Source organism: Micromonospora humi, assembly GCF_900090105.1.
In the GTDB taxonomy this organism is placed as follows: domain Bacteria; phylum Actinomycetota; class Actinomycetes; order Mycobacteriales; family Micromonosporaceae; genus Micromonospora; species Micromonospora humi.
Map to the genome: position 1 here is coordinate 291,363 of NZ_FMDM01000003.1, position 25,324 is coordinate 316,686.

Annotated in this window: 28 protein-coding genes; 20 read left to right on the top strand and 8 right to left on the bottom strand. The window is 71.6% G+C overall.

All coding sequences use genetic code 11. The annotated features are described in order from the left end of the window. The first annotated feature begins 78 nt into the window (after positions 1 to 78). The 7 genes from GA0070213_RS07290 (at position 79) to GA0070213_RS07315 (ending at position 5,432) form a co-directional block, all read left to right on the top strand. Positions 79 to 2,286 (top strand): phage/plasmid primase, P4 family, encoded by a 2,208-nt coding sequence (locus GA0070213_RS07290; RefSeq protein ID WP_091059399.1) that lies wholly within the window; start codon positions 79 to 81, stop codon positions 2,284 to 2,286. A gap of 245 nt (positions 2,287 to 2,531) precedes the next feature. Further along, on the top strand, positions 2,532 to 2,762 hold the full coding sequence (locus GA0070213_RS31040) for a hypothetical protein (protein WP_139128638.1): 231 nt from the start codon (positions 2,532 to 2,534) through the stop codon (positions 2,760 to 2,762). 65 nt (positions 2,763 to 2,827) lie between these two features. Then, positions 2,828 to 3,358 carry a hypothetical protein gene (locus GA0070213_RS07295; protein WP_091059402.1) on the top strand — a complete coding sequence of 177 codons (531 nt, stop codon included), beginning with the start codon at positions 2,828 to 2,830 and terminating at the stop codon, positions 3,356 to 3,358. Between the two features lie 273 nt (positions 3,359 to 3,631). Further along, positions 3,632 to 4,042: a helix-turn-helix domain-containing protein gene (locus GA0070213_RS07300; protein WP_091059404.1), complete on the top strand. Its 411-nt coding sequence runs from the start codon at positions 3,632 to 3,634 to the stop codon at positions 4,040 to 4,042. 70 nt (positions 4,043 to 4,112) lie between these two features. Further along, entirely contained in the window at positions 4,113 to 4,538 is a 426-nt protein-coding gene (locus tag GA0070213_RS31440) for a hypothetical protein (protein WP_175441227.1), read from the top strand. Between the two features lie 285 nt (positions 4,539 to 4,823). Beyond that, entirely contained in the window at positions 4,824 to 5,102 is a 279-nt protein-coding gene (locus tag GA0070213_RS07310) for a hypothetical protein (RefSeq protein WP_091059411.1), read from the top strand. 3 nt (positions 5,103 to 5,105) lie between these two features. After that, on the top strand, positions 5,106 to 5,432 hold the full coding sequence (locus GA0070213_RS07315) for a hypothetical protein (RefSeq protein WP_091059414.1): 327 nt from the start codon (positions 5,106 to 5,108) through the stop codon (positions 5,430 to 5,432). Between the two features lie 262 nt (positions 5,433 to 5,694). Here the strand turns inward: GA0070213_RS07315 and GA0070213_RS07325 are convergent, their stop codons facing one another. Beyond that, the gene (locus GA0070213_RS07325; RefSeq protein WP_139128640.1) at positions 5,695 to 6,243 is read right to left on the bottom strand and encodes a hypothetical protein; all 549 of its coding nucleotides are present in this window, start codon (positions 6,241 to 6,243) and stop codon (positions 5,695 to 5,697) included. Positions 6,244 to 6,396: 153 nt separating this feature from the next. Continuing rightward, entirely contained in the window at positions 6,397 to 6,609 is a 213-nt protein-coding gene (locus GA0070213_RS07330) for a helix-turn-helix transcriptional regulator (protein WP_091059422.1), read from the bottom strand. A gap of 157 nt (positions 6,610 to 6,766) precedes the next feature. Between GA0070213_RS07330 and GA0070213_RS07335 the strand changes: the two genes are divergently transcribed. The 3 genes from GA0070213_RS07335 (at position 6,767) to GA0070213_RS07345 (ending at position 9,200) form a co-directional block, all read left to right on the top strand. Continuing rightward, positions 6,767 to 7,024, top strand: a complete 258-nt coding sequence (locus GA0070213_RS07335; protein ID WP_091059425.1) for a hypothetical protein — start codon at positions 6,767 to 6,769, stop codon at positions 7,022 to 7,024. Between the two features lie 99 nt (positions 7,025 to 7,123). Beyond that, positions 7,124 to 8,230 (top strand): hypothetical protein, encoded by a 1,107-nt coding sequence (locus GA0070213_RS07340; RefSeq protein ID WP_139128641.1) that lies wholly within the window; start codon positions 7,124 to 7,126, stop codon positions 8,228 to 8,230. Between the two features lie 274 nt (positions 8,231 to 8,504). After that, positions 8,505 to 9,200: a lysophospholipid acyltransferase family protein gene (locus GA0070213_RS07345; RefSeq protein ID WP_091059432.1), complete on the top strand. Its 696-nt coding sequence runs from the start codon at positions 8,505 to 8,507 to the stop codon at positions 9,198 to 9,200. Positions 9,201 to 9,202: 2 nt separating this feature from the next. Here GA0070213_RS07345 and GA0070213_RS07350 read toward each other — a convergent pair whose 3' ends face one another. Further along, positions 9,203 to 12,670: an ATP-binding protein gene (locus GA0070213_RS07350; RefSeq protein WP_091059435.1), complete on the bottom strand. Its 3,468-nt coding sequence runs from the start codon at positions 12,668 to 12,670 to the stop codon at positions 9,203 to 9,205. 210 nt (positions 12,671 to 12,880) lie between these two features. Between GA0070213_RS07350 and GA0070213_RS07355 the strand changes: the two genes are divergently transcribed. Further along, entirely contained in the window at positions 12,881 to 13,054 is a 174-nt protein-coding gene (locus GA0070213_RS07355) for a hypothetical protein (protein WP_245716295.1), read from the top strand. A 52-nt stretch (positions 13,055 to 13,106) separates the two neighbouring features. Here the strand turns inward: GA0070213_RS07355 and GA0070213_RS07360 are convergent, their stop codons facing one another. Further along, positions 13,107 to 14,327 carry an MFS transporter gene (locus tag GA0070213_RS07360; protein ID WP_091059441.1) on the bottom strand — a complete coding sequence of 407 codons (1,221 nt, stop codon included), beginning with the start codon at positions 14,325 to 14,327 and terminating at the stop codon, positions 13,107 to 13,109. Positions 14,328 to 14,541: 214 nt separating this feature from the next. Here GA0070213_RS07360 and GA0070213_RS31445 point away from each other — a divergent pair, with 214 nt between their 5' ends. Continuing rightward, positions 14,542 to 14,697, top strand: a complete 156-nt coding sequence (locus GA0070213_RS31445) for a hypothetical protein (RefSeq protein ID WP_175441244.1) — start codon at positions 14,542 to 14,544, stop codon at positions 14,695 to 14,697. A 134-nt stretch (positions 14,698 to 14,831) separates the two neighbouring features. Here GA0070213_RS31445 and GA0070213_RS07365 read toward each other — a convergent pair whose 3' ends face one another. Then, positions 14,832 to 15,524, bottom strand: coding sequence for a Crp/Fnr family transcriptional regulator (locus GA0070213_RS07365; RefSeq protein WP_091059444.1), 693 nt, complete (start codon positions 15,522 to 15,524; stop codon positions 14,832 to 14,834). Positions 15,525 to 15,770: 246 nt separating this feature from the next. Here GA0070213_RS07365 and GA0070213_RS07370 point away from each other — a divergent pair, with 246 nt between their 5' ends. The 5 genes from GA0070213_RS07370 to GA0070213_RS07390 all read left to right on the top strand — a co-directional run bounded on the left by GA0070213_RS07370 (position 15,771) and on the right by GA0070213_RS07390 (position 19,372). Beyond that, positions 15,771 to 16,268, top strand: a complete 498-nt coding sequence (locus GA0070213_RS07370; RefSeq protein ID WP_091060136.1) for a polyadenylate-specific 3'-exoribonuclease AS — start codon at positions 15,771 to 15,773, stop codon at positions 16,266 to 16,268. A gap of 102 nt (positions 16,269 to 16,370) precedes the next feature. Further along, positions 16,371 to 16,874: a pyridoxamine 5'-phosphate oxidase family protein gene (locus tag GA0070213_RS07375; RefSeq protein WP_091059448.1), complete on the top strand. Its 504-nt coding sequence runs from the start codon at positions 16,371 to 16,373 to the stop codon at positions 16,872 to 16,874. A gap of 178 nt (positions 16,875 to 17,052) precedes the next feature. Next, the gene (locus tag GA0070213_RS07380; RefSeq protein ID WP_091060140.1) at positions 17,053 to 18,081 is read left to right on the top strand and encodes a 6-phosphofructokinase; all 1,029 of its coding nucleotides are present in this window, start codon (positions 17,053 to 17,055) and stop codon (positions 18,079 to 18,081) included. Between the two features lie 84 nt (positions 18,082 to 18,165). Beyond that, positions 18,166 to 18,975, top strand: a complete 810-nt coding sequence (gene proC, locus GA0070213_RS07385) for a pyrroline-5-carboxylate reductase (protein ID WP_091059451.1) — start codon at positions 18,166 to 18,168, stop codon at positions 18,973 to 18,975. A 46-nt stretch (positions 18,976 to 19,021) separates the two neighbouring features. Continuing rightward, positions 19,022 to 19,372: a DUF2203 domain-containing protein gene (locus GA0070213_RS07390; protein WP_091059454.1), complete on the top strand. Its 351-nt coding sequence runs from the start codon at positions 19,022 to 19,024 to the stop codon at positions 19,370 to 19,372. A gap of 99 nt (positions 19,373 to 19,471) precedes the next feature. On the opposite strand, the gene GA0070213_RS07395 is transcribed toward GA0070213_RS07390, so the two are convergent. Next, complete coding sequence (locus GA0070213_RS07395) at positions 19,472 to 20,155, bottom strand: NADPH-dependent F420 reductase (RefSeq protein ID WP_091059459.1); 684 nt, start codon at positions 20,153 to 20,155, stop codon at positions 19,472 to 19,474. A gap of 190 nt (positions 20,156 to 20,345) precedes the next feature. On the opposite strand from GA0070213_RS07395, the gene GA0070213_RS07400 reads away from it, so the two are divergent. Then, the gene (locus GA0070213_RS07400) at positions 20,346 to 21,149 is read left to right on the top strand and encodes an SGNH/GDSL hydrolase family protein (RefSeq protein WP_091059462.1); all 804 of its coding nucleotides are present in this window, start codon (positions 20,346 to 20,348) and stop codon (positions 21,147 to 21,149) included. 63 nt (positions 21,150 to 21,212) lie between these two features. On the opposite strand, the gene GA0070213_RS07405 is transcribed toward GA0070213_RS07400, so the two are convergent. Next, entirely contained in the window at positions 21,213 to 21,701 is a 489-nt protein-coding gene (locus GA0070213_RS07405; RefSeq protein ID WP_091059466.1) for a glutathione peroxidase, read from the bottom strand. A gap of 143 nt (positions 21,702 to 21,844) precedes the next feature. On the opposite strand from GA0070213_RS07405, the gene GA0070213_RS07410 reads away from it, so the two are divergent. After that, positions 21,845 to 23,485, top strand: a complete 1,641-nt coding sequence (locus tag GA0070213_RS07410; protein WP_091059469.1) for a glycosyl hydrolase family 18 protein — start codon at positions 21,845 to 21,847, stop codon at positions 23,483 to 23,485. Between the two features lie 73 nt (positions 23,486 to 23,558). On the opposite strand, the gene GA0070213_RS07415 is transcribed toward GA0070213_RS07410, so the two are convergent. After that, positions 23,559 to 24,533 (bottom strand): helix-turn-helix domain-containing protein, encoded by a 975-nt coding sequence (locus tag GA0070213_RS07415; protein WP_091059473.1) that lies wholly within the window; start codon positions 24,531 to 24,533, stop codon positions 23,559 to 23,561. Between the two features lie 214 nt (positions 24,534 to 24,747). Between GA0070213_RS07415 and GA0070213_RS07420 the strand changes: the two genes are divergently transcribed. Then, entirely contained in the window at positions 24,748 to 25,236 is a 489-nt protein-coding gene (locus GA0070213_RS07420) for a hypothetical protein (RefSeq protein WP_091059476.1), read from the top strand. Positions 25,237 to 25,324 lie beyond the last annotated feature (88 nt).

The following is a 25,324-nucleotide window of genomic DNA, read 5'->3' on the forward strand; positions in this document are numbered from 1 at the left end:
CTGGGGGCAACCCCACACCCGTTCATCACCAACAGGACCTCGGACGAGGCACCGCCCATTCTACCAGCGGAAACGACCATGGCGGACATTCAGGACAGCTATCCGATGTCCATCTTCGACAACCACCAACAGATGCTGCGCGAAAGCGCCGTACCGCCCGCCATCGCAGCGGCACGCGGGTACGTCAGCATCGACAGCCGAGCCCAACTCCAGCGGCACGTCAGCGGCGGCGGGTTCGAGAAAGAGAAGCGCACCCCTGGGCTGCTCATCCCCATGCGGTGGACCGGCGGAGAGATCGTCGGGTACCAGTACCGCCCCGACCTGCCCGGCGAGACCAAGACCGGCAAGAAACGACCGAAGTACGTCAGCCCTACCGGCCGAGCCATCGTCATGGACATCCACCCCAGCCAGGCCGACAAGCTCGTCCAACCCGACGTCCCCCTGTGGATCACCGAAGGCGTCAAGAAGGGCGACGCCGCAGCGGCCCACGGGATCCCCTGCATCGCCCTGTCCGGGGTCGACAACTGGCAGGACCGCCACGGCGCGTTGCCCCAGTGGGCAGACGTCAACCTCGACGGTCGCACCGTCTACATCGCGTTCGACAGCGACGCCTACACCAAGAGGGCAGTCCGGGAAGCCGCCGGCAGGCTCTACAGCAGGCTCGAACTCAAGAGGGCCAAACCCGCGTATCTGATCGTCCCGGCCGGCGACGGCAGCAAGACCGGCCTGGACGACTACCTCGCGGCCGGTGGCAGCGTCACCGAGCTGATCAAAACCGCAACACACAACCTGCCACACGCTGTGGCGCCGTTGACCGACCTGCAGCAAAACCGGCTCGACCTGCTCAAGCGCAACCACGAGCTGGAACACCGAGGCCACATGCGGATGGCCATCCGGTTCGCCCGAGAGCACAACAACCAGGTCGTCCACGTCCCCGCCCTCGGGTGGCTCAAGTGGGACGGCCGACGGTGGAAAGAAGTCACCGACGCCCAGCTCTACCCCCTCGTCGCCCGGACCGTCCGAGCCGCCAAGAAAGCAGCCGTCGACCTCGGAGACCCCCGAGTCCACGGACCCGGCAAAGACCTCTACGACGACGCCAAGACCGCCGAAAGCGCCAACGGAGCCAACGGGGTCCTGAGACTCGCCTCCGGACAGGAAGAGATCCACCGAGACATCGAGCAGCTCGACGCCAACCCCGCGCTGGTCAACACCCCCACCGGGACCTTCAACCTCGACACCGGCCAGCTCCAACCCAACAACCCACAAGACCTGTGCACCAAGATCACCCGAGCCGAATACGACCGGACCGCCCTCGCCGACGCCGGCACCCGGTTCAACACCTTCATCGAACGGGTCCTGCCCGACCTCGACGTACGCGACTACGTCCAGAAAGCATTCGGGATGGCCATGTACGGCACACCCCTCGAACAGGCGCTGATCCTGTGCACCGGAGAAGGAGCCAACGGCAAAAGCACCCTGATCGAGCTGATCCACCACGCGATCGGCGACTACGGCGGGATCTGCCAACCCCAACTGCTCGCCGAGACCCGGTTCGTCGACAAGTTCGCTCTCGCCGACCTGGTTGGAGTCCGGTTCGCGATCACCTCCGAGACCAACGAAGCGGCGCAGCTCAACGTCGCCATGCTCAAGCGGCTGACCGGCGAGACCCGAGGACGAGCCGAACGGAAGTTCAAACCGTCGTTCGAGTTCGAGTACAGCCACACCCTTGTGATGGCGACCAACCACCCGCCGCAGGTCGACGGGACCGACCCCGCCGCCTGGCGACGGCTCAAAGTCGTCCCGTTCGACGTGGTCATCCCGGCCGGCGAACGCGACCCCGACCTGTTGGGGAAGCTCCGCGAGGAGTCCTCGGCGGTCCTGTCCTGGTTGGTGCTCGGCTACAAGCTGTACCGCGAAACCGGGCTGAAAGAACCCGAGGCGGTCCGGGAGAAGACCGAGCAGGTCCGTGCCGACAACAACGCGGTCGGCCGGTTCGTGGAGGAGTGCTGCATGCGAACCACGGCCGGCGCGGAGAAGATCTCGGTCCTGTACGAACGTTGGACGCAGTGGACCAAGGTCAACGGCGAGCCGTCGATGGACCAACAGAAGTTCAAGGCCGCGCTGGACCGGGAGGGGTTCCCGAACAAACGTCGGGGCAGCGGCCGGGTGGTCGTTGGGCTGGTCCTGCTCGCGGACGAGAGCGGGGACGAGAACCGACCCACCTGCCCCGTGTGCCGCGAGCCGATGGACTACGGCGAGAAGAAGCACGCGGAGTGCAGGTGGTAGCTCGGCGGGGTCTGCACCCCCTCTGACCGGCCACAGTGTAGGTGGGTGTAGTTCCGGAAGGAGCTTTCGGAGCTTCCGGGCCTCGTGTAGGGCCTGTCTCGGGAACTACACCCACCTACACCGAACTCCGCGTATAGCGCTCAATCACCTACCGCGATCAATCTGCGAGACGGGCGGACGCCCACCCCGAGGCCGTCCACGACCCCCGTCCCAGACCCCACGACCCGAACCAGGGAAGGCAAACCATGGTCAAGACCCAACCCCCACCCCGCCAGCGACTCACCATCCGCTACCGAGCCCGCCGGTACCAACTCGCCGCCATCGAAAGGTGGACCTGCACCAACTACGAACTCACCCCCGGCTGGGCCATCCTCCACAACGCCCAACAACACGACTGGGACGGCCGACCCCGCAACCACCCAACCCACCGCCACGCCATCCCCACCCACCGGATCGCCCAACTCACGCAACACTGAAACCACGCAGCCCCGCACAACCCCCGGCGCCAACCTCAACCCGACACGAGAGAGCGAGCGACACATTGGTCACCAGCTACGACCCCGACCGCGAATGGGAATTCGCCACCCACCGCAGCGGCTACAGCCGGACCGAACCCCTCGACCTGTACTGGGAACTCGACGGCGACCCCCTCACCGACGACTGGACCCCCGACGAGATCACCGCTGCCGACCTGTGGGACCGCTGGATCGACCAGTACATCAACCACCCCCGCAGGCCACGCCCAACCCCATACACCGTCACCATTTACTGGTCAGTCCAAGGCCCCGGCATCAGCGAAACCGCACCCTTCCGAGACTGGACCGGCCGAGACCTCCGACGGCAACCCGAAGACTTCCTCAGCTTCTACACCTGGCCCGTCGACCCCAAGACCGGCGAACGCCTCCAATGGACCCGGCTGCCCGTCGTCGACAAGCTCTGGCAACCGCACGGCACCAAGGGCGGCTTCATCCAAGAACACACCGGCTGGAAACCCTCACCCCTCCAAACCACCGTCGACATCGACCAGATCGCCCAAGCCGCCGGAGTGAAGCGACCCAAGATCGCCGAATAGAGCCGTCGGGATCCCACTCGCTGCCGGAGCCGTGGACCTGTCGGTCGACGTCCGGTCGGGTGCCGGTGGCCGTCGAGACCCGCCCGGAGAACAGCTCCTGTTAGCACCGGGGCGTAGCAACGGCGCTCCGCCGCAGGTCGGACCCGGTCGGACGTGCCAGGAGGTGGCGCACGGCGGGGTTCGGAAGGTGCCTCCGGGCCTGTCGCGGGTGCCGGCTCCTGTCTGGTCGGTGTGTTTTCCTAGACGCCGGAGTTGATCTTGAGGAGGGGTCTGGTGGCGGGGAAGACGCGGTTGCAACGCGCGGCGGAGGAACTGCGAGCGCTGGAGATGCGCCGCAAGGGGCTGCGGCTGGAGGACATCGCCAAGGAGTTGGGCGTCGACGAGCGGACTGTCTCCAGGCGACTGGCGGCGGCGTTCCACCGGATGGGAAGCGAGACCTTCGACCAGATCCGGCGGCGGGTCGAAGACCAGATCGACGGGGTCCTGCGGGAGGCGCACCGGCTGCTCGCCAACCCCGACCTGTCGGTGAACGAGCGGACCCGGGTCCTCGGGATCGTGTTGCAGTGCGAGCGGGACCGAGCGGCTCTGCTCGGGGTGCGGGTGCCGGCCCATGTGGTGGCGACGGTGGAGTTCGGGAACGAGTTGGAGGTGAGCCGAGGTGCCGATCGCGCTGGCCGGCAGTAGGGCCACACACCGGGCCTGCGGGCCGCGCTGCGCCGATTGGTGGGCGGCTGCCAGGGAGCAGGAGCGGGATTTGGCGAAGCTCCTACACGAGGCGCGGCGGGACGTGGCGGTGCGGGAGGGCCGTCCGGACCCGGGGCCGTTCGCGGAGCCGCGCAAGCCGTGCAGCGAGGCGTCGCGGAAGCGGGCGGCTCGGGAGCTGGCGGGGCTGCTGGCCGAGGCGGAGCGGGAGGTCGAGCGGCGGCGGGCGGAGCTGCGGGCGGCGCACGAGCCGGCGATGTTGGCGGAAGCTGCGGCGGCGGAGGCTGCCGCGTTGGAGCGACGACACCGGGCGGTGATGCACGACGACGGCCCCTCGGAGCTTTTCGGTGCCCGACCCCGCCCTGAACCCCGGCAGGCGGCTCCCGTGGCCCCGGAGGGCAAGGGAGAGGGCACGGAGACCCCACGGAAGCGCCGGCCCCGCCGCAGGCCCTGGTTCGACGTAATCGACGTGACGTAGCGACGGCGACCGGCAGGCCGACCATCCTGCGAGCACGTCCGAATTGGTAGAATTGACACACCCGTTCGATATCCGGTCGAGTCGACCCGGACGGCTGCCGCACCGAGCACTGGCCAGCGAGGTCCCGCAGCGACGACGACCCGACCACCCCGCCCGACCAGCAAACACCGTGCCCAGACCAGCGGCCGGCCCGGCTCCACGAGCCCGCCCGACCCGCGCTCCTCGCCACGGATGCCCAGGGCAACACCCGCAGGCACCGGACCACATTCGATGTGAGGACTAGGCATGAGTTTGCAGGACGACGCGACCGCCGCCCTGGACTGGGCGACCGCCCGGGAGCAGGAGCTGACCGCCGAGCTGGCGACCGCGCAGCAGATGCGCCGGCTGGTCGAGGCGAAGATGGCGCAGTTGCAGCACCCGAAGTGCGAGAACCGCCGCGCCCAGGAGCGGGAGGTCCCCGACCAGTACGTCGAGCTGCGGATCACCGCGCTTGACCGTGAGCTGACCGAGGTGCGCCGGCTGCGGTGCCTGGCCGAGCAGACCCTGAACGTCCAGGAGGGCTGAGCGATGCGCAGGGGCAGGGGTCAGTACGTCCCGACGCCACGGGAGCAGGAGGAGCTGACTCGGCGTTACATCGCCGAGCAGCAGCAGGCGATGGAGCGGCTGGTTCCGACGGCGACCCGGAGCCTGGAGCGGGAGCTGGAGGCGAACGAGCGGGCGATGCGGCAGGTGCTCGGCAGCAGCGACGACGGCCGGGAGTGGGCGCGGGAGGTGGCGGCGAAGGAGCCGCGTGCCAGTCACGGGCCGCAGGACGTACGGCCGGCGTGGGTGACGAAGGCGGCGGCGCGGAGCCGGCCGCTGGACCAGGACGTCTACAGCGACGAGGAGTGGTGACGGTGGGCAAGGTGGTTCGGGGCGGCCAGAGGTCGCCGAGGGCGACGGCGATGGGTCAGGTGCGGCCGGCGGAGGACGTCGCGGCGTCGGGTCGGGCGTTGGACCGGGAGCGGTCGCGTCAGGAGTCGGCGGATGCGCGTGGCCGGGAGGCGCACTCGCGGACGGTCGAGGGTACGCAGCACACGACGTACTGACCGGCAGGGACTCCGGCTCCCACCTGGCTACCTCGGGCCGCAGGTGGGAGCCGGTCTGTATTCACGGTCTACTCCGCCAGATCGGGGTCCGCCATCGCGGCGCGGAGGTTGAACTGCAGCTCGGCCAGGTCACGCTGGATGCCGATGATGAAAGGGCTGTCGGCGTCTAGGTAAGGGCTGCCTTGGGGGGTGTGGTTGGGGTCGCCTTCGTACAGTTCCCAGCGCAGATCCTCCTCAGAGCGGCGTAGCTGGTACCACGCATCCCGCACGGCCTTCGGTGCCAGTAGCTTGACCTGGGCGGTGAGCTTCTCGTGGTGGATTAGGTCGTCGGGTCCTTTGGATTTGGTATTTCCAAGCTCGTCGGTGACCGCATCCAGCGTGGCCTCGAAGTTCTGCGAATACTCCGCCATGTCCACGTACAGCTTGATTCGCAGCTCGCGAAGCCGATCTGCCCGCTGACGTTGCCAGCGGATCTCGTCGACCTCACGCTCTCTTCGCCACCGCTCGTCTTCTCGCTTCTTGCTGGCGCGCTGGGTGAGCCAAGCGGCGGCGACGGTCCCGCTGACGCCGACCGCAGCTACGACGATCGGCACCCACAGGGGAGTGCTTGCTTCCATCTGGTCAGTCTGGCGGCTGCCTGCGACGCTCCGCGCGGCCCGTGGGGTCGCTCGTGGGTCTCCCGTGGCTCCCGACGGCCTCGCGGCGCGCGGGCGGGGTGTAGGCGGGGCTGGCTGGCTGGGGCCGGCGGAGAGGCTCTCAGGGCGGGTCGGCTACTTGGGGTCTGCGTCGATCGGGCGGGGTGGCCTGTGTTCGGCGATCCACGCCTCGACGTCGGCGCGCAGCCAGACGGTCATCCCGTGCAGGCGCTGGAACGGTTGCGGGAAGGTCGGGTAGCGCACGAGCTGGCGCATCCGGGTTCGGCTCACGCCGAGCAGCTCTTGCAGCTCGTGCGGACCGACCAGCGGCCCCGGGACCTCACCCACACGGCGACCGTATTTGCGGCTGGACTGCCGGTTTAGGACTACCTACTTGCGCAGACCCGTTCGAGTGGCCAAAGTAATCCTGTGGTGACCGTCCGGTGGAGGACCCGAGGCCCGGCGGGCGGTCGCCCACTTCAACACCGACCGGAGGGAGCCGCCCGTGGACCAGGCAACCGAGTTGGAGTGGCTGCGCGAACGGGTCAAGGGGCTGGAGACCGCGTTGCAGTGCTCGCGGCGGGAGTTGATCGACGTGCGCTGCCGGTTGGCGTTGATCGCCCGGGTGGCCGGAGATCTCGAACGGGCGAAGCGCGCCCCGGGTGTGGCGTTCGGCGCGATCAACGCGGCGCTGTACTCCGAGCCACAGAGTCTGCGGCAAGTCGGACGGCATTTGTCCCGGCGACCCCGGCCCATCGTCTAGCGGAGGGTGGTGGCCCCGATCTGGTTGATGAACGTGAAAATGACTCCGATCTGGACAGTCGCTGGGATGTCGGCTGCGCCCGTTAGCGTGGTTCCCCAGATGTTCCAGCTAGTGATCCGGGGGGACCACATGGCAAGCGGGTTCAAGCCCAAACCAGGGGTATTCAAGGAGATTCAGCGGACGCTGGAGAGGGAGGCCCGGAAGCACCCGGTCCGGATCCCGATCCAGGCCGAGGCGGCCGGCACGGGGGCCGTAAGCGGCGGCGGAGGCGGTCGGGGAGGTGTGACCGGTTCAGAATTCGACCTTGTCGCCGGGTTTTTCCTCGACTGGCTGTTCGTGCTGCAGAAGTCGCAGCGGGGGGCGTGGCCATCCATCAGCCAGTTGGTGGAGTCGACCGGCAACCAGGAGTTCCTGCCCATGGTCGAGGCGCAGGGTGACGTCGCAGTGGACGCCTTGGTTCAGGACGACCTCGTCAAGGAGGCCAAGGCGATGGGCCGGTTCGGCATGCTCCGGCGCATCAGCTTGACGGACGCCGGGAACCGCGAAGCCGCCCAGCGGATCGAGCGCCGGAGGGACAACCGCGCCCGCCGCAACGCTTGTCGGGACGCGGTCCTGCGATGGGTGTACGAGCGGGACGCCAACGGCGAGTCGACCGAGATCGCCGAGATCGTGACCAGCCCGTACGGCTGGTTCAGCGGGGAGCTGTACAGCGGGGCCGACCTGGCCGGCGCGGTCCAGTTCCTGCGGGAGCGGCGGCTGCTGGGCGGGACCGACGAAATCCCGACCATCGAGCCGGCCGGGACCGAGTGCATCGAGCAGTACGGAGGGGTTGTGGACTACCTGAACCGGGGAGACGGTGCCGGCGTGAACGTGACGATCTTGGGTGACAACAAGGGCCAGCTCGCGGTGGCGAACCGGGACGTCGCCCAGACCCAGACCAACACCAACGAAGGCCAGGTGTTGGCCATCTTCGCGGAGGCGCTGCGGGAGTTCGCCCGGCTGTTGCCGGAGGACCAGCAGCCCCGGTACGAGATGGTCGCGTCTGAGCTGGAGCAGGAGGCGGCGAAGGAGCAGCCGGACAAGACCTGGGTGCGGTCGCTGCTGGACCGGGGGAAGGGTCTGTTGGAGGGCGCTCCGGCGAACCTGCAGCACCTGGCGCAGGTGGCGAAGATCGGGTTCGACCTCTACGGGCAGGGCCTGAGCTGACCTGCTCGCCGTGCCGGGCCGTTGCTAATCCGGCTGCTACTCAACGGGCAGGGACGGCCCGGTACGGACAGGTACGAGCCGGGATCGGCCGGGGACGGAGACGCACGTCCGGGCACTGCGGGACACGGCGGGGGAGCGGCCGGGACACCTGACGGGCGATGAATCCTGACACGTCGGGGCCCGGTTCCGGGAGTGCGTTGTGGCGCGGCGTACGTGGTTCGTACCCTCATCCCGGACGTTCCCCCGCGTCACCACCTGATCCGGAAGGACCCCGGTGCTGTACTGGCTGCTGAAGTACATCATTCTCGGCCCGTTGCTGCGGCTGGTCTTCCGACCGCAGGTCGAGGGGTTGGCGCACGTGCCGGCCACCGGCCCGGTGATCCTGGCCAGCAACCACCTCTCCTTCTCGGATTCGATCTTCACCCCGCTGATCGTCAAGCGAAAAGTCACCTTCATCGCGAAAGCCGAATACTTCACCGGCAGGGGCGTGAAGGGATGGCTGACCAAGCTGTTCTTCGTCGGCGCGGGCACCATCCCGGTCGACCGCTCCGGTGGGCAGGCCGCCCGGGCCGCACTCGACACCCAGCTCGAGGTGCTGCGCGCCGGTGGCGTCGCCGGCATCTATCCGGAGGGCACCCGGTCACCCGACGGCCGGCTCTACCGGGGCAAGACCGGGGTGGCCCGGCTCGCCCTGGAGAGCGGTGCCCCGGTGGTCCCGATGGCCATGCTCAACTCCGACGCCATCCAGCCGACCGGGCAGATCATCCCCAACCTGGGCCGGATCCGGATCCGCTTCGGCCCCCCGCTCGACTTCTCCCGCTACGCCGGCCTGGCCGGTGACCGGTTCGTCGAGCGCGCCGTCACCGACGAGATCATGTACGAGCTGATGGAACTCTCCGGCCGGGAGTACGTCGACACGTACGCCCAGAAGGTGAAGAACGCGCCGCCGCGCCGGCCGGTAGCCGCCTGAGGTCAACCGGCGCCGGCGATCCGCAGCAGACCACCGGCGGCGTGCCGGTCCGCGAACGCGCGCACCCGGGCCAGCGTCTCCGTCGCGGCCGGCGGGTCCGCCTCGGTCAGCGGCCCCACCGCCAGGGCGGCGGCGATGACCTCGTCGGTGACGTCGGTCATTCCGGCGTACCCCTCCGCGGCGGCGGTGAACAGCCGGCCGGCCCGGGCCAGGTCGCCGTCGCGGCGGGCCAACGCCGCGTCCGCCGAGCAACCGGCCGCCCGCGCCCAGCGGGTCGCGCGCGGCGCGCGGCCCAGCAGGTCACGCACCAGCAGCGCGGCGTCGTCACCGAGCAGGCCGGCGACGTGACCGACCGCCGGCACCCACTCGGCGAACGGGATCATCCGGGTGCGCCGCCAGTCCGCGTCCAGCTCGGCCAGCAGCGCGAGCGCCTCGTCCCGGCGGCCCTGCACCGCGCGGCAGAGCGCGGCGTGTGCCACGGTGGACCGCAACACCCGGTGGAAGCCGCTGCGCCGCGCGGCGACAAGCGCCTGGTCCACCAGGTCCGGGGCGCCGTCGGCGGCGGCCGGGCCGTCGCCCAGCGCCCGGATCCAGCCGGAGATCGCCACGATGTGCAGGTCCCACTCGTCGGTCGGGCGCCGGGTGGACCCCTCGGCCATCCGCAGCGCCGCGGTCCAGTCCCCGCTGTAGTAGGACCGGGTCCACTGGTCGCTGAAGCTCACCGTGAGGCCGTGCTCGCCGGCCAGGTCCAGCGACCGCTGCTCGTCGACCAGCCGGGCCGAGCCGGCCAGGTCGCCCTCCTCCTGCAACGCCCACGCCAGGTTGTGCACCGCGCGACGGCGGCTGGTGAGCCGCTCCACCCGGCACTCCTCGGTGACCTCGGCCAGCTCGGCGTACGCCTCCTCGACGCCGGCCTGGTAGCGGGCCACCGCCAGGGTGATCCGGGCGTTGGCCCGCGCCTCGCGCAGCTCCAGCCGCTCGGCCAGCTCGGCGGCGCTGCCGGCGGCGGCGCAGGCCGGCTCGGTCTCCGCGTCGAGCATGTGCGCCCGGGCCAGCTCCAGCAGCACGCCGACCTTGTCCTCGCTGTCCGGCAGCGCGGCGTGCAGCCGGATCGCCCGGTCCAGGCAGCGCAACGTCTCCGACCGGTCGGCCCGGGCCCACGCCGCGGTGGCCAGCAGCCGCCACGCCTTCGCCGCGCCGGGCAGGTCACCGGCGTCGGTCAGCTGCCCGGCGAGACGGGTCAGCAGGGCCGTGCCGTCGGCCACCAGGAACCCGTCCTGGTCGGCGTAGAAGGCCAACTCGGCCTGGAACAGCTCCAGCGCCGGATCCGGCCCGCACTCGACGCTGAGCGCGCGCTCGACGAGCGTGGCCGCGGTGTCCAGCGCGTGCAGGTCGTACGCCCGGCGGGCGGCCCGGTGCAAGGCGGACCGGGTGGCGGCGGCGTGCGGAGCCTGGTCCAGGCCCACCGTGCGGGCGATCTCGTGCGCCGCCCACCGGTGGTTGGCCATCACCTCGGCCAGGTCGTGCTGCCGGCCGTCGGCGAGCTGCTCCAGCCAGTCGGCGGCGCGCTGGTGCCGGGCCACCCGCTCGGCGCGCGGCAGCCGCTGATAGCAGACGTCCCGCACCAGCACGTGCCGGAACCGGTACTCCGGCTGCCCGGGCATGGTCGAGGTGGGCAGCTCGAAGACCAGGTCGCGCCGCTGGAGCCGGTGCAGCGCCCGTTCCACCCACTCCGCCGGCCGGCCCAGGGCCAGCGCCACCGGCGCCGCCCAGAACTGCACCCCGACCACCGAGGCGGCCTGGAGCACCGCCCGGTCGGCCGCGTCCAGCAGGTCCAGCCGGTTGGCGATGACCGCCTGGACGGTACGCGGCATCCCGGCGCCGCCGGCCGGGTCGAGGCGTACCGGGCCGGCGGCGCGCTCGACCAGGCCGCCGTCGAGCAGCATCCGGGCGTACTCCTGGGCATAGAGCGGGTTGCCGTCGGCGAACTCGATGAGCGGCGCGCGGGCGTCGCTGGGCAGCGTGGCCTGGCCGAGCAGCAGCGAGTAGAGCGTGTCGATGTCGCCGTCGTGCATCGGCGGCACCGAGATGGACATCGCACCGCTGATCGTGCCGGTCCACGCCGGGTGCCGCTCGCGCAGCTCCGGCCGGGCGGTGGCGACGACCAGCAGCGGCACGTTGCGGGCCGCCGCGCCGAGCTGCTCCACGAAGGAGAGCATCGCCTCGTCGGCCCAGTGCATGTCCTCGAAGACGAGCACGGTCGGGCCGGTCGCGGCCAGCGCGAGCAGGAAACGCCGCCACGCCGCCTCGGTCTCGGCCGAGGTGAGCCGCTCCCCGGGCACGCCCACCAGCGGGCCCAGCGCCTCGGCCAGCCGCACCGCGTGCGGGTCGGCGAGCCGGCTTAGCCGCTCGCGCAGGCGCTCCCGGGCGGCGGCCGGGTCGTCGGCGCCGGTCAGCCCGGTCCAGCGGCGCACGATGTCGGCGAGCGCGGCGTAGGTGACGTTCTCGCCGAACGGTGGGCACTGACCGGTCAGCCAGGTGACCCGCGCGCCGGGCAGATTCGCCGCGTGCCGGGCCAGCTCGCGCAGCAGCCGGCTCTTGCCCACCCCGGCCGGGCCGAAGACGGTCAGCAGCTGCGACGTGCGCTCGGTGACGGTGCGGTGCAGCGCACTGACCAGCAGGCCCCGCTCGTGGTCCCGGTCGACCATCGGGGTCAGCTCGGCGCCCTGGTCGTCGCGCCGGGGCCGGGCCTGCACGGCCAGCCAGATCCGGCTCACCGCCGACCGGCCGCGCAGCGTCACCGGCGGCTGGTCGGCGTACTCCATCTCGCGCCGGGTGGCCGCCCAGGTGCTCTCGTCGACCACCACGCCCCCGACCGGCGCCAGCGCCTGCAACCGGCTCGCGGTGTTGACCACGTCGCCGGTGACGAACGCCTGGCCGCCGTCGCGCGCCGCGGCCAGGTCGACAAGCGCCTCGCCGGTGGCGATGCCGACCCGGAAGCCGAGCGGGGGCTGCGGTCCGGCCGGCTGCCGGGCCAGGCTCCGCTGCAGCTCCAACCCGGCGCGTACGCACCGCAGCGCGTCGTTGTCGGTGGCCACCGGCGCGCCGAACAACGCCATCACCGCGTCGCCGATGTACTTCTCCACCACGCCGCCGTACTGGTGCACCAGCCGGCGCACCGTGGCGAAGTAGACCTGTTGCAGGCCGCGGGCCTGTTCCGGGTCGGCCCGCTCGGCGTACGTGGTGAAGTCGACGATGTCGATGAAGAGCACGCTCACCTGCCGGCGGTCCTCCTGCACCGCGACCGCGTGGTCGCGCAGCGGCTGGCCGCAGTTGGTGCAGAAGTTGGCCCCGGCGTCGTTGGCGTGACCGCAGCCCGGGCAGGCGGCGGCGAGCGGCCGGCCGCACCCGCCGCAGAAGCGGTCGTCCGGCCCGGCGCTCCGGGAGCAGTGTCCACAGGTGAGGTCGATGTCCGGCTCCGTACGCGTGAGGTCACCAGTGTCCCGCGCGGCCGGCAGTCGGGTAACCGACCCCTCGGCGGGACGTCACGGCTGTTCGGCCGGGTCTAGTCTCCCCTAGCAGGAAGTCCCGTCGACAGGGAGAGTGCCGTGCACGTCCGGCTTTCCGCCCCATGGACCGATCCACGAGGGACGGTGTGGGCCTCGGGCGACACGGTCGACGTGGACGCCGTCACACTCGCCGAACTGGAGGAAAAAGGCATGGTGGAGCAGCCCACGAGCAGCGGATCGTCCGAGACCACGACCACCACCACGACGACGCCGCCGAAGAAGACCGACCCGTCGAAGATCGGCCCCGGCCCGAGCGCGCCGCCGGCCGACACCAAGGACAACTGAGACCAGGGGGAGCCGGTGGCCGCGGCCACCGGCTCCGCCGTGCCCGGTCGGCTCAGGCCACCGCCGCCACCGCCGCCCGCCGCCCCACCCGCCCACCGAGGGCCCGGGTCAGCAGCGGCACCACGAGCGCCAGCGTGGCGAGGATCCCGACGCCGGACACGGCCAGCAGCCACCGGGGTCCGATCGCCCCGAGCAGGGACGCCCCGGCGAGGTACGCCAGCACCTCCGCCCCGTAGGGGAACATGTAGACCGTGCCGAAGACGACGCCGAGCCGTTCGGCCGGCACGTGCTGTTGGATGAGCGTGTCCGACGCCACGTGGTGCCAACCCGCGCCGGCCCCGGCCAGCGCCTGCCCGACGAGCGCCACGCCGATCACCGGACTCACGCCGGTGACGAGCGTGCCGACGCCGAGCGCGAGCACCGCGCCGTAGAGCACGAACTGCATCCTGGTTCGTCCGCCGGCGCGGGCCAGCAGCATCGGGCCGAGCACCATGCCCACGCCGTAGGCGGTGCCGAGCAGGCCGATCATGACCTCGTCGGCCGCGAGCGCGGTGCGTCCGAGCGGCACCAGGGCCAGGTTGTCCAGCGCGGCGAACGTCACCAGCACCAGGAAACCGATCGAGACCGCCCGCACCACGCCGCTGGTGCGCACGACGTGCATGCCCGCGCCGAGCACCTGACGGTACGGCTCGCGCGGTGGGGTCGGCGCGCCGGGCGCGGACAGCCCGCGTACGCCGCCGATCAGCAGCGCGGACGCCACGAAGGTGGCGGCGTCGACGATCAGCGTGGACGTCAGGTCGATGGTGGCCAGCATCAGCCCGCCGAGGGCCGGGCCGGCGGCGAACCCGATGTTCATGCCGACCGCCAGTTGGGCGTTGGCCGCGGGCAGCCGCTCCTGGCCCACCAGCCGGGGCAGCAGGCTCCGGCCGGCCGGGGTGAAGGCGGTGGCGGCCAGGGTGGCCGCGGTGACCGCCGCGAGCAGCACCGGCAGCGGCGGGGCCAGCAGCGCCAGGGTGAGGTAGAGCAGGGCCTGGGTCAGGTCGCAGCCGACCATCAGCCGGCGTTGGTCGAACCGGTCGGCGAGCGCGCCCAGCAACGGTCCGAGGAGCCTCGGCGCGGTGGTCGCCAGCAGCAGCAGGGCCACCGCCGTGCCTCCGTACCTGTCGTAGGCGGCGATCAACAGCGCGGTGCGGGCCAGCTGGTCGCCCAGGTAGGAGACGAGGCGGGCGGACCAGTAACGACGAAAGGCGACATTGCCGCGGATCAGTGACATGCCCGTCAACTCCTCGCTGCGATCGGTCTGTCCGGCGGGGCACCGGGGCAGGGGCGCGCGGGGCAACCTTGGCAGCGGGGATCGGGGCCGGACAACGGCTCTTCAGGCAGCAATTAATGCACATATGTCTATTTTGTCCGACTCGCATCGGCCGTAGCGTCTGTCCCGTACCGCCGCACCAGACGCGGCGGACCGACGATCTCCGGGAGGAACGATGACCACCTCGACCAACGCCACCGCGACCGGCTGGGCCGGCCCCGGCTTCTCCGCCACCACCCCGCAGGGCTGGATCGGCCCCACCCGCGGTTGGGCCGGCCCGACCCGCGGTTGGGTCGGCCCCACGCGTGGCTGGCTCGGCCCGACACGCTGACGCGGCACACGCAGGCGCCGACCGCCCGAGGCGGTCGGCGCCTGCGTGTGCGTGGGGTGGGCCGGGGCGCGCCGGCGCGTGGTGCGCGCGCTCCCGGGGTGGCGCCGGCGGTGGGCGCGGCGCCGGTGGTGGACCTAGCGGTCGCTCATGCCGGCGCGGCGGCGCAACGCGGCCACGTCGGTCACCACGATCCGACGACCTTCGGTACGCAGCCAGCCGCGGCTGGCGAACGAGCCGATGGCCTGGTTGACGCTCTGTCGCGACCCGCCCGCCATCTCGGCGAGCTGGCTCTGGTTGAGCTCGATGGTGATCATCGGAGCCTGGCTCTCGCCGGCCAGCCGGACCAGCGTCTTGGCCACCCGGCCGGGCAGGTCGAGGAAGACGTGGTCGGCGTTCTGCTCGGTGAGCCGGCGGATCAGCTGGCCGAGCGAGCGCATCACCGCGTCGAGGATGCGCGGGTTGGAGTGGACCAGCTCCATGAAGGCGGGGCGGGACAGCGCCAGCGCGGCGCAGTCCTCGATGGCCTCGGCCGACGCCGACCGGGTCGAGGCGTCCAACAGGGAGACCTCGCCCAGCACGTCGGGGGGTCGGATCACCGACAGCACGGCCCGCTCGCCGGTGGGGGCGGTGCGGAACACCGCCACGGCGCCGCGGCGCAGCACGATCAGGGACTCACCGGGGTCGTTCTCGACGAAGAGGAGTTGCCCCTTGCGGTAGGTGCGCGGCACGGCCGCGGCGATGACGCGCTGCCGCACCTCCGGCTCCAGCCCGGCGAACATCTCCACGCCCGTGAGCGCGTCACCTGGCTCCGGCAGGCGAGACTCCACGGCCAACCCCTCCCCGGTCAGAAGTCACCACTCGCACACCGGGTGAAGCTGTCAGTCCCGGTACGAGGCAGCTCAACCGGTTCGGCGCCCGACGGCGGTACACATCAGATCATGACGTCCCGGTAGCGTGCTGTACACCCCTGGAGACACTTCCGTGACCATGCCCGGCCGGCGACCGGCGCCGCGCCGACCTCGGCGGACGCCCCGGCGACGGCCCGGCGGGGCCGATGGGCGAGGATGGTGCCGATGGCCTACCGCTACTTCTATGACTGCGAATTCATCGAGGACGGCCGCACCGTCGACCTGGTGTCGATCGGCGTCGTCGACGAGTACGGCCGCGAGTTCTACGCGGTCTCCACCGAGTTCGACGACTCCCGGGCGGTGCCCTGGGTGCGGCGCAACGTGCTGGACAAGCTCCCCTCGCCGGCCGACCGGGCGTGGCGCTCGCGGGAGCGGATCCGCGACGACCTGCACGAGTTCCTGCTGGCCCCGGTGCGCGACCGGCCGGGCGAGCAGCTCGAACTCTGGGCCTGGTACGCGGCCTACGACCACGTGGTGCTGGCCCAGCTCTGGGGCGCCATGCCGGCGCTGCCCCGGGAGATCCCCCGGTTCACCAAGGAGCTGCGCCAGCTCTGGGACGACCGGGGCCGGCCCCGGCTGCCGGAGGCCGAGTCCGGCCGGCACGACGCGCTCGTCGACGCCCGGCACAACCTGGCCCGCTGGCGGGCCATGACCACGCGCTGAGCGCAGCGAGGGCCGTGAGCGCCTGCCCCAGGCTGCGCGGCAGGTTTGACCCGTTCTGCCCGGGGCACCGGAGCGGCATCACGCCGATCCGAGGAGGGGTTCATGAGCAACGAGCCGTCCAGCGCGGCCGACGCCCGCCGCAAGGTCACCGAGCTGATCCGGGACGCCCGGATCTGCCTGCTCACCACCACCGCCGTCGACGGGCGTCTGGTGAGCCGGCCGATGGGCCTGCAGGAGGCGGACTTCGACGGCGACCTGTGGTTCTTCGCCTACGCCGACTCCGCCAAGGTCCGGCAGATCCGGGTGAACCCGCAGGTCAACCTCGGCTTCTCCGACCAGAGGCACAACGCCTGGGTCTCGGTGGCCGGCACCGCCACCGAGGAGTGGGACGCCGCCCGGGCCAAGGAGCTGTGGAACCCGCTGCTGAAGGCCTGGTTCCCGGACGGCCTGGAGACGCCGGGGATCACCCTGATCAAGGTGCACGCCGGCTCCGCGGAGTACTGGGACTCCCCGGGCAGCACGGTGGTCAACCTGCTCGGCTTCGCCAAGGCGGCGGTGACCGGGAAGCCGCCGAAGGCGGGGGAGAACCAGGAGGTCGGCTACTGACCGGTAGCCGGCTCGGGGGCGGGACGGCCCGGGGCGCGGTGCCGGCGCACACCAGCGCCGACTACAGTTCGCAGTGACGGCCCGCCCCGGGCCGGCAACGGCGCCGATGGTCTGATCCGACACATATCCTGGGGCTTAATCCGGGCTTCACCTGATGCTTCAGGAGGATGAGCAGATCATGCGTATCGGCGTGCTCACCGGCGGCGGCGACTGCCCTGGTCTCAACGCGGTGATTCGGGCGGTGGTCCGCAAGGGCGTCGCCACCTACGGTCACGAGTTCGTGGGCTTCCGGGACGGCTGGAAGGGCCCGCTCGAGGGGCTGACCAAGCCGCTGGGCATCGCGGAGGTGCGCGGCATCCTGCCGCGCGGCGGCACCATCCTCGGCTCGTCCCGGACCAACCCGTTCAAGATCGAGAACGGCGTGCAGCGGATCAAGGAGAACCTGGCCGCGCAGGGCGTGGACGCGCTGGTCGCGATCGGCGGCGAGGACACCCTGGGCGTCGCCACCAAGCTCCACGAGCTGGGCGTCAACGTGGTCGGTGTGCCGAAGACGATCGACAACGACCTGGGCGCCACCGACTACACGTTCGGCTTCGACACCGCGGTCAACATCGCGATGGAGGCGATCGACCGGCTGCACACCACCGCCGAGAGCCACCACCGCACGCTCGTCGTCGAGGTGATGGGCCGGCACGCCGGCTGGATCGCCCTGCACGCCGGGCTCGCCGGCGGCGCCAACGTGATCCTGCTGCCGGAGCGGCAGTTCGACGTCGAGCAGGTCGCCGGCTACGTCGAGAAGCGCTTCCAGCACCAGTACGCGCCGATCGTGGTGGTCGCCGAGGGCGCCCAGCCGCTGGACGGCCAGATGGTGCTGCACAACCAGGAGCTCGACTCGTTCGGCCACGTCCGCCTCGGCGGCATCGGCCAGTGGCTCGCCGAGCAGCTGGAGGCCAAGACCGGCAAGGAGGCCCGCACCGTGGTGCTGGGCCACATCCAGCGCGGCGGCACCCCGACCGCGTTCGACCGGGTGCTCGCCACCCGGCTCGGCCTCCAGGCGATCGACGCGGTGCACGAGGGCGACTGGGGCAAGATGGTCGCCATGCAGAGCACGGACATCGTCCGGGTCCCGCTGGCCGACGCCACCGCGGAGCTGAAGACCGTGCCGCTGGAGCGCTACGCCGAGGCCGAGGTCTTCTTCGGCAGCTGAGGTGTGAAGAGGGGCCCTTGTTGACGCCTCGCGTATAGCAGGGGCCCCCTTTGACAGTCGCCGGAGTCGGACGAGGAGGCGCGGGTGGGCGGGCACACGGTCGCGGTGATCGGCGCGGGCAAGATCGGCGAGCTGATGCTCTCCGGGCTGCTGCGCTCCGGCTGGCCGGTGGAGCGGCTGCTCGCCACCGCGCGCCGACCGGCCCGCGCGCAGGAACTGGCCGACCGCTACGGCGTGCGGGTGGTCGACAACCCGACCGCGGTGGCCGAGGCCGACGTGCTGGCCGTCTCGGTGAAGCCGCAGGACGCCGCCGCGCTGCTCGACGAGATCGGCCCGAAGGTCCCGGCCGGCAAGCTGGTCATCTCGCTCTGCGCCGGCCTGCCGACCGCCTTCTTCAACCGCCGGTTGCCCGAGGGCACCCCGGTGGTGCGGGTGATGACCAACACCCCGGCCCTGGTCGACCAGGCGATGAGCGCCATCTCGCCGGGCGCGCACGCCACCGGCACGCACCTGGCCCTGGCCGAGGAGATGTTCTCCCCGCTCGGCGCGACCGTCCGGGTGCCCGAGTCGCAGCAGGACGCGGTCACCGCGCTCTCCGGCTCCGGGCCGGCCTACTTCTACCTGCTGGTCGAGGCGATGATCGACGCCGGCATCCTGCTCGGGCTGCCGCGCCAGGTGGCGCACGAGTTGATCGTGCAGACCGCGATCGGCTCGGCGGTGATGCTGCGCGACTCCGGCGAGCACCCGGTGAAGCTGCGCGAGGCGGTCACCTCGCCGGCCGGCACCACCATCTCCGCCATCCGCGAGTTGGAGAACCACGGCGTACGCGCGGCCATGCTGGCGGCGTTGGAGGCCGCGCGCGACCGCGCCCGCGAACTCGCCGCCCAGGTGTGAGGCGGCGGCCCCGCCGAGCGCCGCTCCCGTGCCCCATACTGGCCCGGTGTTCACTCTCGCCCAGGCGCGACACCTGGTGGCCACCCTGCGGCCCCGCGTCAACGAGCTGATCAAGCTGCGTGCCGACCTCGCCGAGCTGCGGGTCGACCTGGCCGACCACGGCGCCAGCGCGCTCGGCGGGCTCGCCGAGGTGAAGGCGCTGGAGGCCCGGCTGCACGCCGTGGTGGAGGAGTTCCACCAGCACGACATCGAGGTCAAGGGGATCGCCCCGGTGCTGCTCGACTTCCCCGGTGAGCGGGCCGGCCGGGCGGTGCTCTGGTGCTGGTTGGAGGGGGACACCGACGTCCGCTGGTACCACCGGGTGGAGTGCGGCTTCGCCGGCCGCCGTCCGGTCTGAACCGTCCGGTCCGCGCCGCTGCCGCCGGTCCGCGCCGGCGGCCGACGACGAGCCCGGTGCCCGGCGGCCGATCGTGACCGGCCGCCGGGCGCGCGTGGGTCAGCTGTCGGCGTAGCGGCGGGCGGCGGCGAGGGCGTCGCGCAACCGTCGCGCGTCGACCGTCGCGGGCCGTTCCCAGTCGCCGTCGGTGGCGTAGATGCCGGCGTACGCGGTGGTGTCGCGCTGGAACCGCCAGCCCTCGGCGAGCGGCCCGACGTCGACGGCGTCGTAGCCCAGCGAGTCGAGGAACGCGGTGACGCTGGCCTTGGCGGCCTCGTCGTCGCCGGCGATCGGCAGGGCGGTGCGGTCCGTCGCGCCGGCCGGGCGGCCCAGGGCGCGCAGGTGCGCGAAGTAGATGTTGTTGAAGGCCTTGACCACGCGCGACTCCGACAGGTGCCGCTGGAGCAGTTCGCTGGTGGTGGTGGACTCGTCGTCCAGTTCGGCGAAGCGCCCGTCCCGGTCCGGGTAGTAGTTTCCGGTGTCGATCACGATCTTTCCGGCGAGCGGGGCGGCCGGCACCTCACGGTAGGCGCGCAGCGGGATCGTGACGACCACGAGGTCGCCGGCGGTCGCCGCCTCCGCCGCGGTGGCCGCCCGGGCCCGGGGGCCCAGTTCGGCGACCAGTTCCTTGAGCGTTTCCGGTCCTCGTGAGTTGCTGAGTACCACGTCGTGGCCGGCTTCCACCGCGAGCCGGGCCACCGTGCCGCCGATGTTGCCGCTGCCGATCAGTCCCACAGTCGTCATGTCCGGTGCCAACCCCGTCGACGCCCCGCGGCATTCCCTGGCGGAATCCTTCATTGAAAGATCGCCGACCGGCATCGATTTGTATGGACAAGTCTCAATGGACTGAGACCGCGAATCGGTGATCTTCCATGTTTGGTGATCTCATTGATATCAATCTCTCACCACCACTTCCCACCCCCAGGAGTGCGACGTGCGGAGATCCCGTCTTGCCACCATCGCCCTGACCCTGGCCGCCTCGGTCGGGTTCACGCTGCCGCTGGCCGCCCCCGCCCAGGCGGCCCCGTCCGACCGTTACGTCGCGCTCGGCGACTCGTACGCCTCCGGCGTCGGCGCCGACAGCTACACCTCCGAGAGCGGCAACTGCCTGCGCAGCACGAACGCCTATCCGGCGCTCTACAACGCGAACATCCAACCGGCCTCCTACCGCTCGGTCGCCTGCTCCGGCGCCACCACCGCGGACGTCATCAACAACCAGCTCTCCGCGCTCTCCTCGACCACCACGCTGGTCAGCGTCACGATCGGCGGCAACGACGTCGGCTTCGCCAACATCATGAGCACCTGCGTGCTCCAGGGTGAGTCGCAGTGCGTGGCGGCGGTGAACTCGGCCATGAACGTGGCCCGCACCCAGATGCCGGGCCGGCTCGCCAACGTCTACAACGGCATCCGCAACCGCGCCCCCTCGGCCCGCGTCGTGGTGGTCGGCTACCCGGTCTTCTACCAGCTCGGCACCGTCTGCGTCGGGCTCACCGCGACCTCGCGGGCGAAGATCAACGAGGGCATCAACCTGCTCGACGACATCACCCGGACGGCCGCCACCTCCGCCGGCTTCACGTTCGCCGACGTCCGGTCCATCTTCGTCGGTCACCAGCTGTGCAGCTACGGCACCAAGTGGCTGCACGCGTTGAACGTGCTGAACCTGACCATCTCCTACCACCCGACGGCCGCGGGCCAGTCCGGCGGCTACTACCCGGTCTTCCGGTCCGCCGCCGGCTGAGCGAGGCGCCCGGCCCGCGAGCGGCATGCCCCGGTACGGGGGGCATGCCGCTCCGCCGTGCGCTCAGGCCGGCAGGACCTTCTCGATCGCCGCGCGCAGCTCGGCGTCCTCGGGCGTGACCTGCGGGGCGAACCGGGCGGCCGCCGTGCCGTCCGGCGCGACGATGAACTTCTCGAAGTTCCAGCGCACGTCGCCGGTGTGTCCCTCGGCGTCCGGCGTGGACACCAGCTCGGCGTAGAGCGGGTGCCGGTCCGGCCCGTTGACGTCGACCTTCTCGGTGAGCGGGAAGGTGACGCCGTAGTTGACCTGGCAGAACTCCTCGATCTCCGCGGCCTCGCCCGGCTCCTGACCGGCGAACTGGTTGCACGGCACGCCGAGCACGGTGAGCCCGCGCCCGGCGTAGGTGTCGGCGAGCGCCTGCAGGCCCGCGTACTGCGGGGTGAGGCCGCAGCGGGAGGCCACGTTGACCACCAGCAGGGCGCGGCCGCGGTAGCGGTCGAGGTCGGCCGGGCCGCCGGCGAGGGCGTCGATGGGTACGTCGAAAACGGTCATGCGACGAGGCTACGGGCCGTCGGGCGGCTCGCCCCGCGCCACCCGTGAAATCGACGCATCTACATCTTGACGAACTGATGACGGCGTGAGTAGCGTCTCAGCAATCAATTTGGAAAGTTTCCTAACTATTGGGGAGACGCCGTATGAAGAGATCGCTCCGCCGGGCCCTCTGGGCCACCGGCGCCGTGGTCGCGCTCGCGGTCGCCGCGGTGCCCGTGACCACCGCGTCGGCCGCCGGCAGCGTCACCGCCACGTTCACCAAGGTGCAGGACTGGGGGACCGGTCACGAGGGACGGGTCACCGTCACCAACGGCACCGGCGCGAGCGTGAACGGCTGGCGCATCGAGTTCGACCTGCCCTCCGGCACCTCGATCAGCAGCTCCTGGGACGCCGACGTGACCCGCACCGGCGACCACTACGTCGCGGTCAACAAGAGCTGGGCCGGGTCGCTCGCGCCCGGGGCCAGCTTCAACTGGGGCTACAACGGCACCGGGGCGTACAAGGGGCCGCTGAACTGCACCGTCAACGGCGGCTCCTGCGCCGGTGGCGGCACCCCGCCGACCACCGCCCCGCCCACCACCACGCCGCCGACCACCACGCCGCCGACGACGGCGCCGCCCACCACGCCGCCGCCGACCACGCCGCCCCCCACCACGACGCCGCCGACCGGTGGCAAGAAGGTGGTCGGCTACTTCGCCGAGTGGGGCGTCTACGGCCGCAACTACCACGTCAAGAACATCCACACCAGCGGCTCGGCCGCGAAGCTGACCCACATCCTGTACGCCTTCGGCAACACCACCGGCGGGCGGTGCAGCATCGGTGACAGCTACGCCGACTACGACAAGGCGTACACCGCGGCGGACAGCGTCGACGGTGTCGCCGACACCTGGGACCAGCCGCTGCGCGGCAGCTTCAACCAGCTGCGCAAGCTGAAGAAGATGTACCCGAACCTGAAGGTGCTCTGGTCCTTCGGCGGCTGGACCTGGTCGGCCGGCTTCACCCAGGCCGCGCAGAACCCGGCCGCGTTCGCCGACTCCTGCTACTCGCTGGTCAAGGACCCGCGGTGGGCGGACGTCTTCGACGGCATCGACGTCGACTGGGAGTACCCGAACGCCTGCGGCCTCCAGTGCGACAGCAGCGGCCCGAACGCGTTCAAGAACGTGGTCTCCGCGCTGCGGAGCAAGTTCGGCTCCAGCTTCCTGGTCACCGCGGCGATCACCGCCGACGGCAGCAACGGCGGCAAGATCGACGCGACCGACTACGCCGGCGCGGCGACGAACCTCAACTGGCTGATGCCGATGACGTACGACTACTTCGGCGCGTTCGCCGCCCAGGGGCCGACCGCCCCGCACTCGCCGCTCTACTCGTACACCGGCATCCCGCAGCAGGGCTTCTGGTCCGACGCGGCGATCCAGAAACTCAAGTCCAAGGGCGTGCCGGCCAACAAGCTGCTGCTCGGCATCGGCTTCTACGGCCGGGGCTGGACCGGCGTCACCCAGACCGCCCCCGGCGGCACCGCCACCGGCGCGGCGCCGGGCACCTACGAGGCCGGCATCGAGGACTACAAGGTCCTCAAGAACACCTGCCCGGCCACGGCCACGGTCGGCGGCACGGCGTACGCCAAGTGCGGCAGCAACTGGTGGAGCTACGACACCCCGGCGACCATCGGCGGGAAGATGAGCTACGCCAACACCCAGGGCCTCGGTGGCGCGTTCTTCTGGGAGCTCTCCGGAGACACCAGCAACGGTGAGCTGATCGGCGCCATCAAGGGCGGTCTCGGCTGAGCCGAGGTCGACGCACCAACGCACCACCCACCCGGCGGGGAGGGGCCGCACCGGCCCCTCCCCGCCCGCGTGGTCAACCCCGGGCGGCCCGGTGCCGGTGCTCGCCCGGGGACGACCCGTAGGCGGCCCGGAACACGCGGTTGAAGTGCGCCGGGTGCGCGAAACCGCACCGGGCGGCGATCTGCGCGACGCTCAGCCGCCCCAGCGTCGGGTCGGCCAGTTCCCGGGCCGCCCGCTCCAGCCGACCGGTGCGGATCAGCGCGCCGACGGTCGTACCGGTGCCCTCGAAGAGCCGGTGCAGCGACCGCACCGACAGGTGGTGCGCCGCCGCGACGGTGGCCGGGGTGAGGTCCGGATCGGCCAGGTGCTGCCGGACGAACGCCGTCACCCGCGCCCGGAGTCCGGTCACCCGGGTGTCGGCCGGCAGGTCCCGCTCGACGTCCAGCCGCCCGGCCAGGGCGCCGGCGACCAGGTCCAGGGCGATCCGGTCGAGGTGCAAGGCGTCGGACTGCGCGTACTGCTCCGGGTGCGCCGCGACGCGCCCCAGGAACGCGGCGAGCAGCGCGCCCATCCCGGTGCGGGCCGGGATGGGCGCGGCGCACAACTGCGCCAGCCGGCGCGGAGCCAACGGCACCGCCCGGTGCGGCACCAGGACGGTCAACGTCTCCACCGCCCCCGGCGTCGCACCGTCCGGCCGCAGCCGGGAGCCGTGCGGTCGGACGGTGTCGACGAGGGTGAACGCGGACGGGTCGAGCGGCCCCTCGCGGCGCTGCTGGGTCACCACGCCGCGTCCGGACAGCGGCAGGGCGAGCTGGTACAGCTCCGGGTCGCCACTGTCGATCATCTGGGCCGGGCGGGTGAACTCCAGCGACGGGTAACGCCAGACGCCGAGGCGGATCGTGCCGAGATCGATGACGCGGGCCGAGGCGGTGAAGTCGTCCGCGTACGCGCTGCGGATGGTGGCCGTCGACGACTGCCGGGCGACGAGGTCCTGCCAGAAGTCGAACCGCTCGGCCGGGGGCAGCCACGCGGTGTCGACCGACGTCACGGTGAGGATGGTTCGTCACCTCCGCCGAAGGGTGCGGTCCGGTGCCGCCACGCCACCCGAGACTAGTGATCGTCGAGCCGGGGTCGGGAGTCGGCGGGCGTGCCGGCTGGCCGGGCGGCGCGATCGAGGCGAGGATGGGGGAGGCCGGGGGCCGGCGCGCGGGTCGGTGTGACAGACTCGCCGCTCGACCGGTCCGTGCCGAGGAGGAGGGTCGATGGTTCCGCAGCACCGCCGCCGCCCGGTGGCCGCTCTCGCCCTGCTCACGCTTCTGCCGGCCGGCCTCGCCGGCTGCGGCTCGGGCGACGCCGGGGGGAACGCCGCCGCGCCCACCGGTCGGGCACCGGCCGAGGAGGCCGCCGCCAAGAGCCGGGAGCGGGTGCAGGCATACCTGGACGCGCTGGCCGCCCGCGACGCCGCCGCCGGCCGCAGCCAGCTCTGCGCGCCCCTGCAGGCCGCCTTCGACACCACCGCCACCGGCCCGAACGGCGACTTCGCCGACCACTTCACGGTGCCGCAGGCCACCATCACCGACGTCCGCACCGGGCCGCGTGGCCAAGAGGTCAGCGCCTCGATCACGGTGGCCGCCGGGTCGCGCAAGGCCACCCGGTCGCTGCTGTTCACGGTCACCCGCACCGGTGCCGACTGGTGCATCGCCGGCGAGACGCCGGGCGGCAACTCCGCCCAGCCGGCCGTCACGCCCTGACCCCGGCCGGGTGGGCACCGGTCTCCCACGCACCGGAACCGTCCCCCTCGGCGTCGGGCGGGCCGGGCGGTCGCCGTACGCTTTCCTG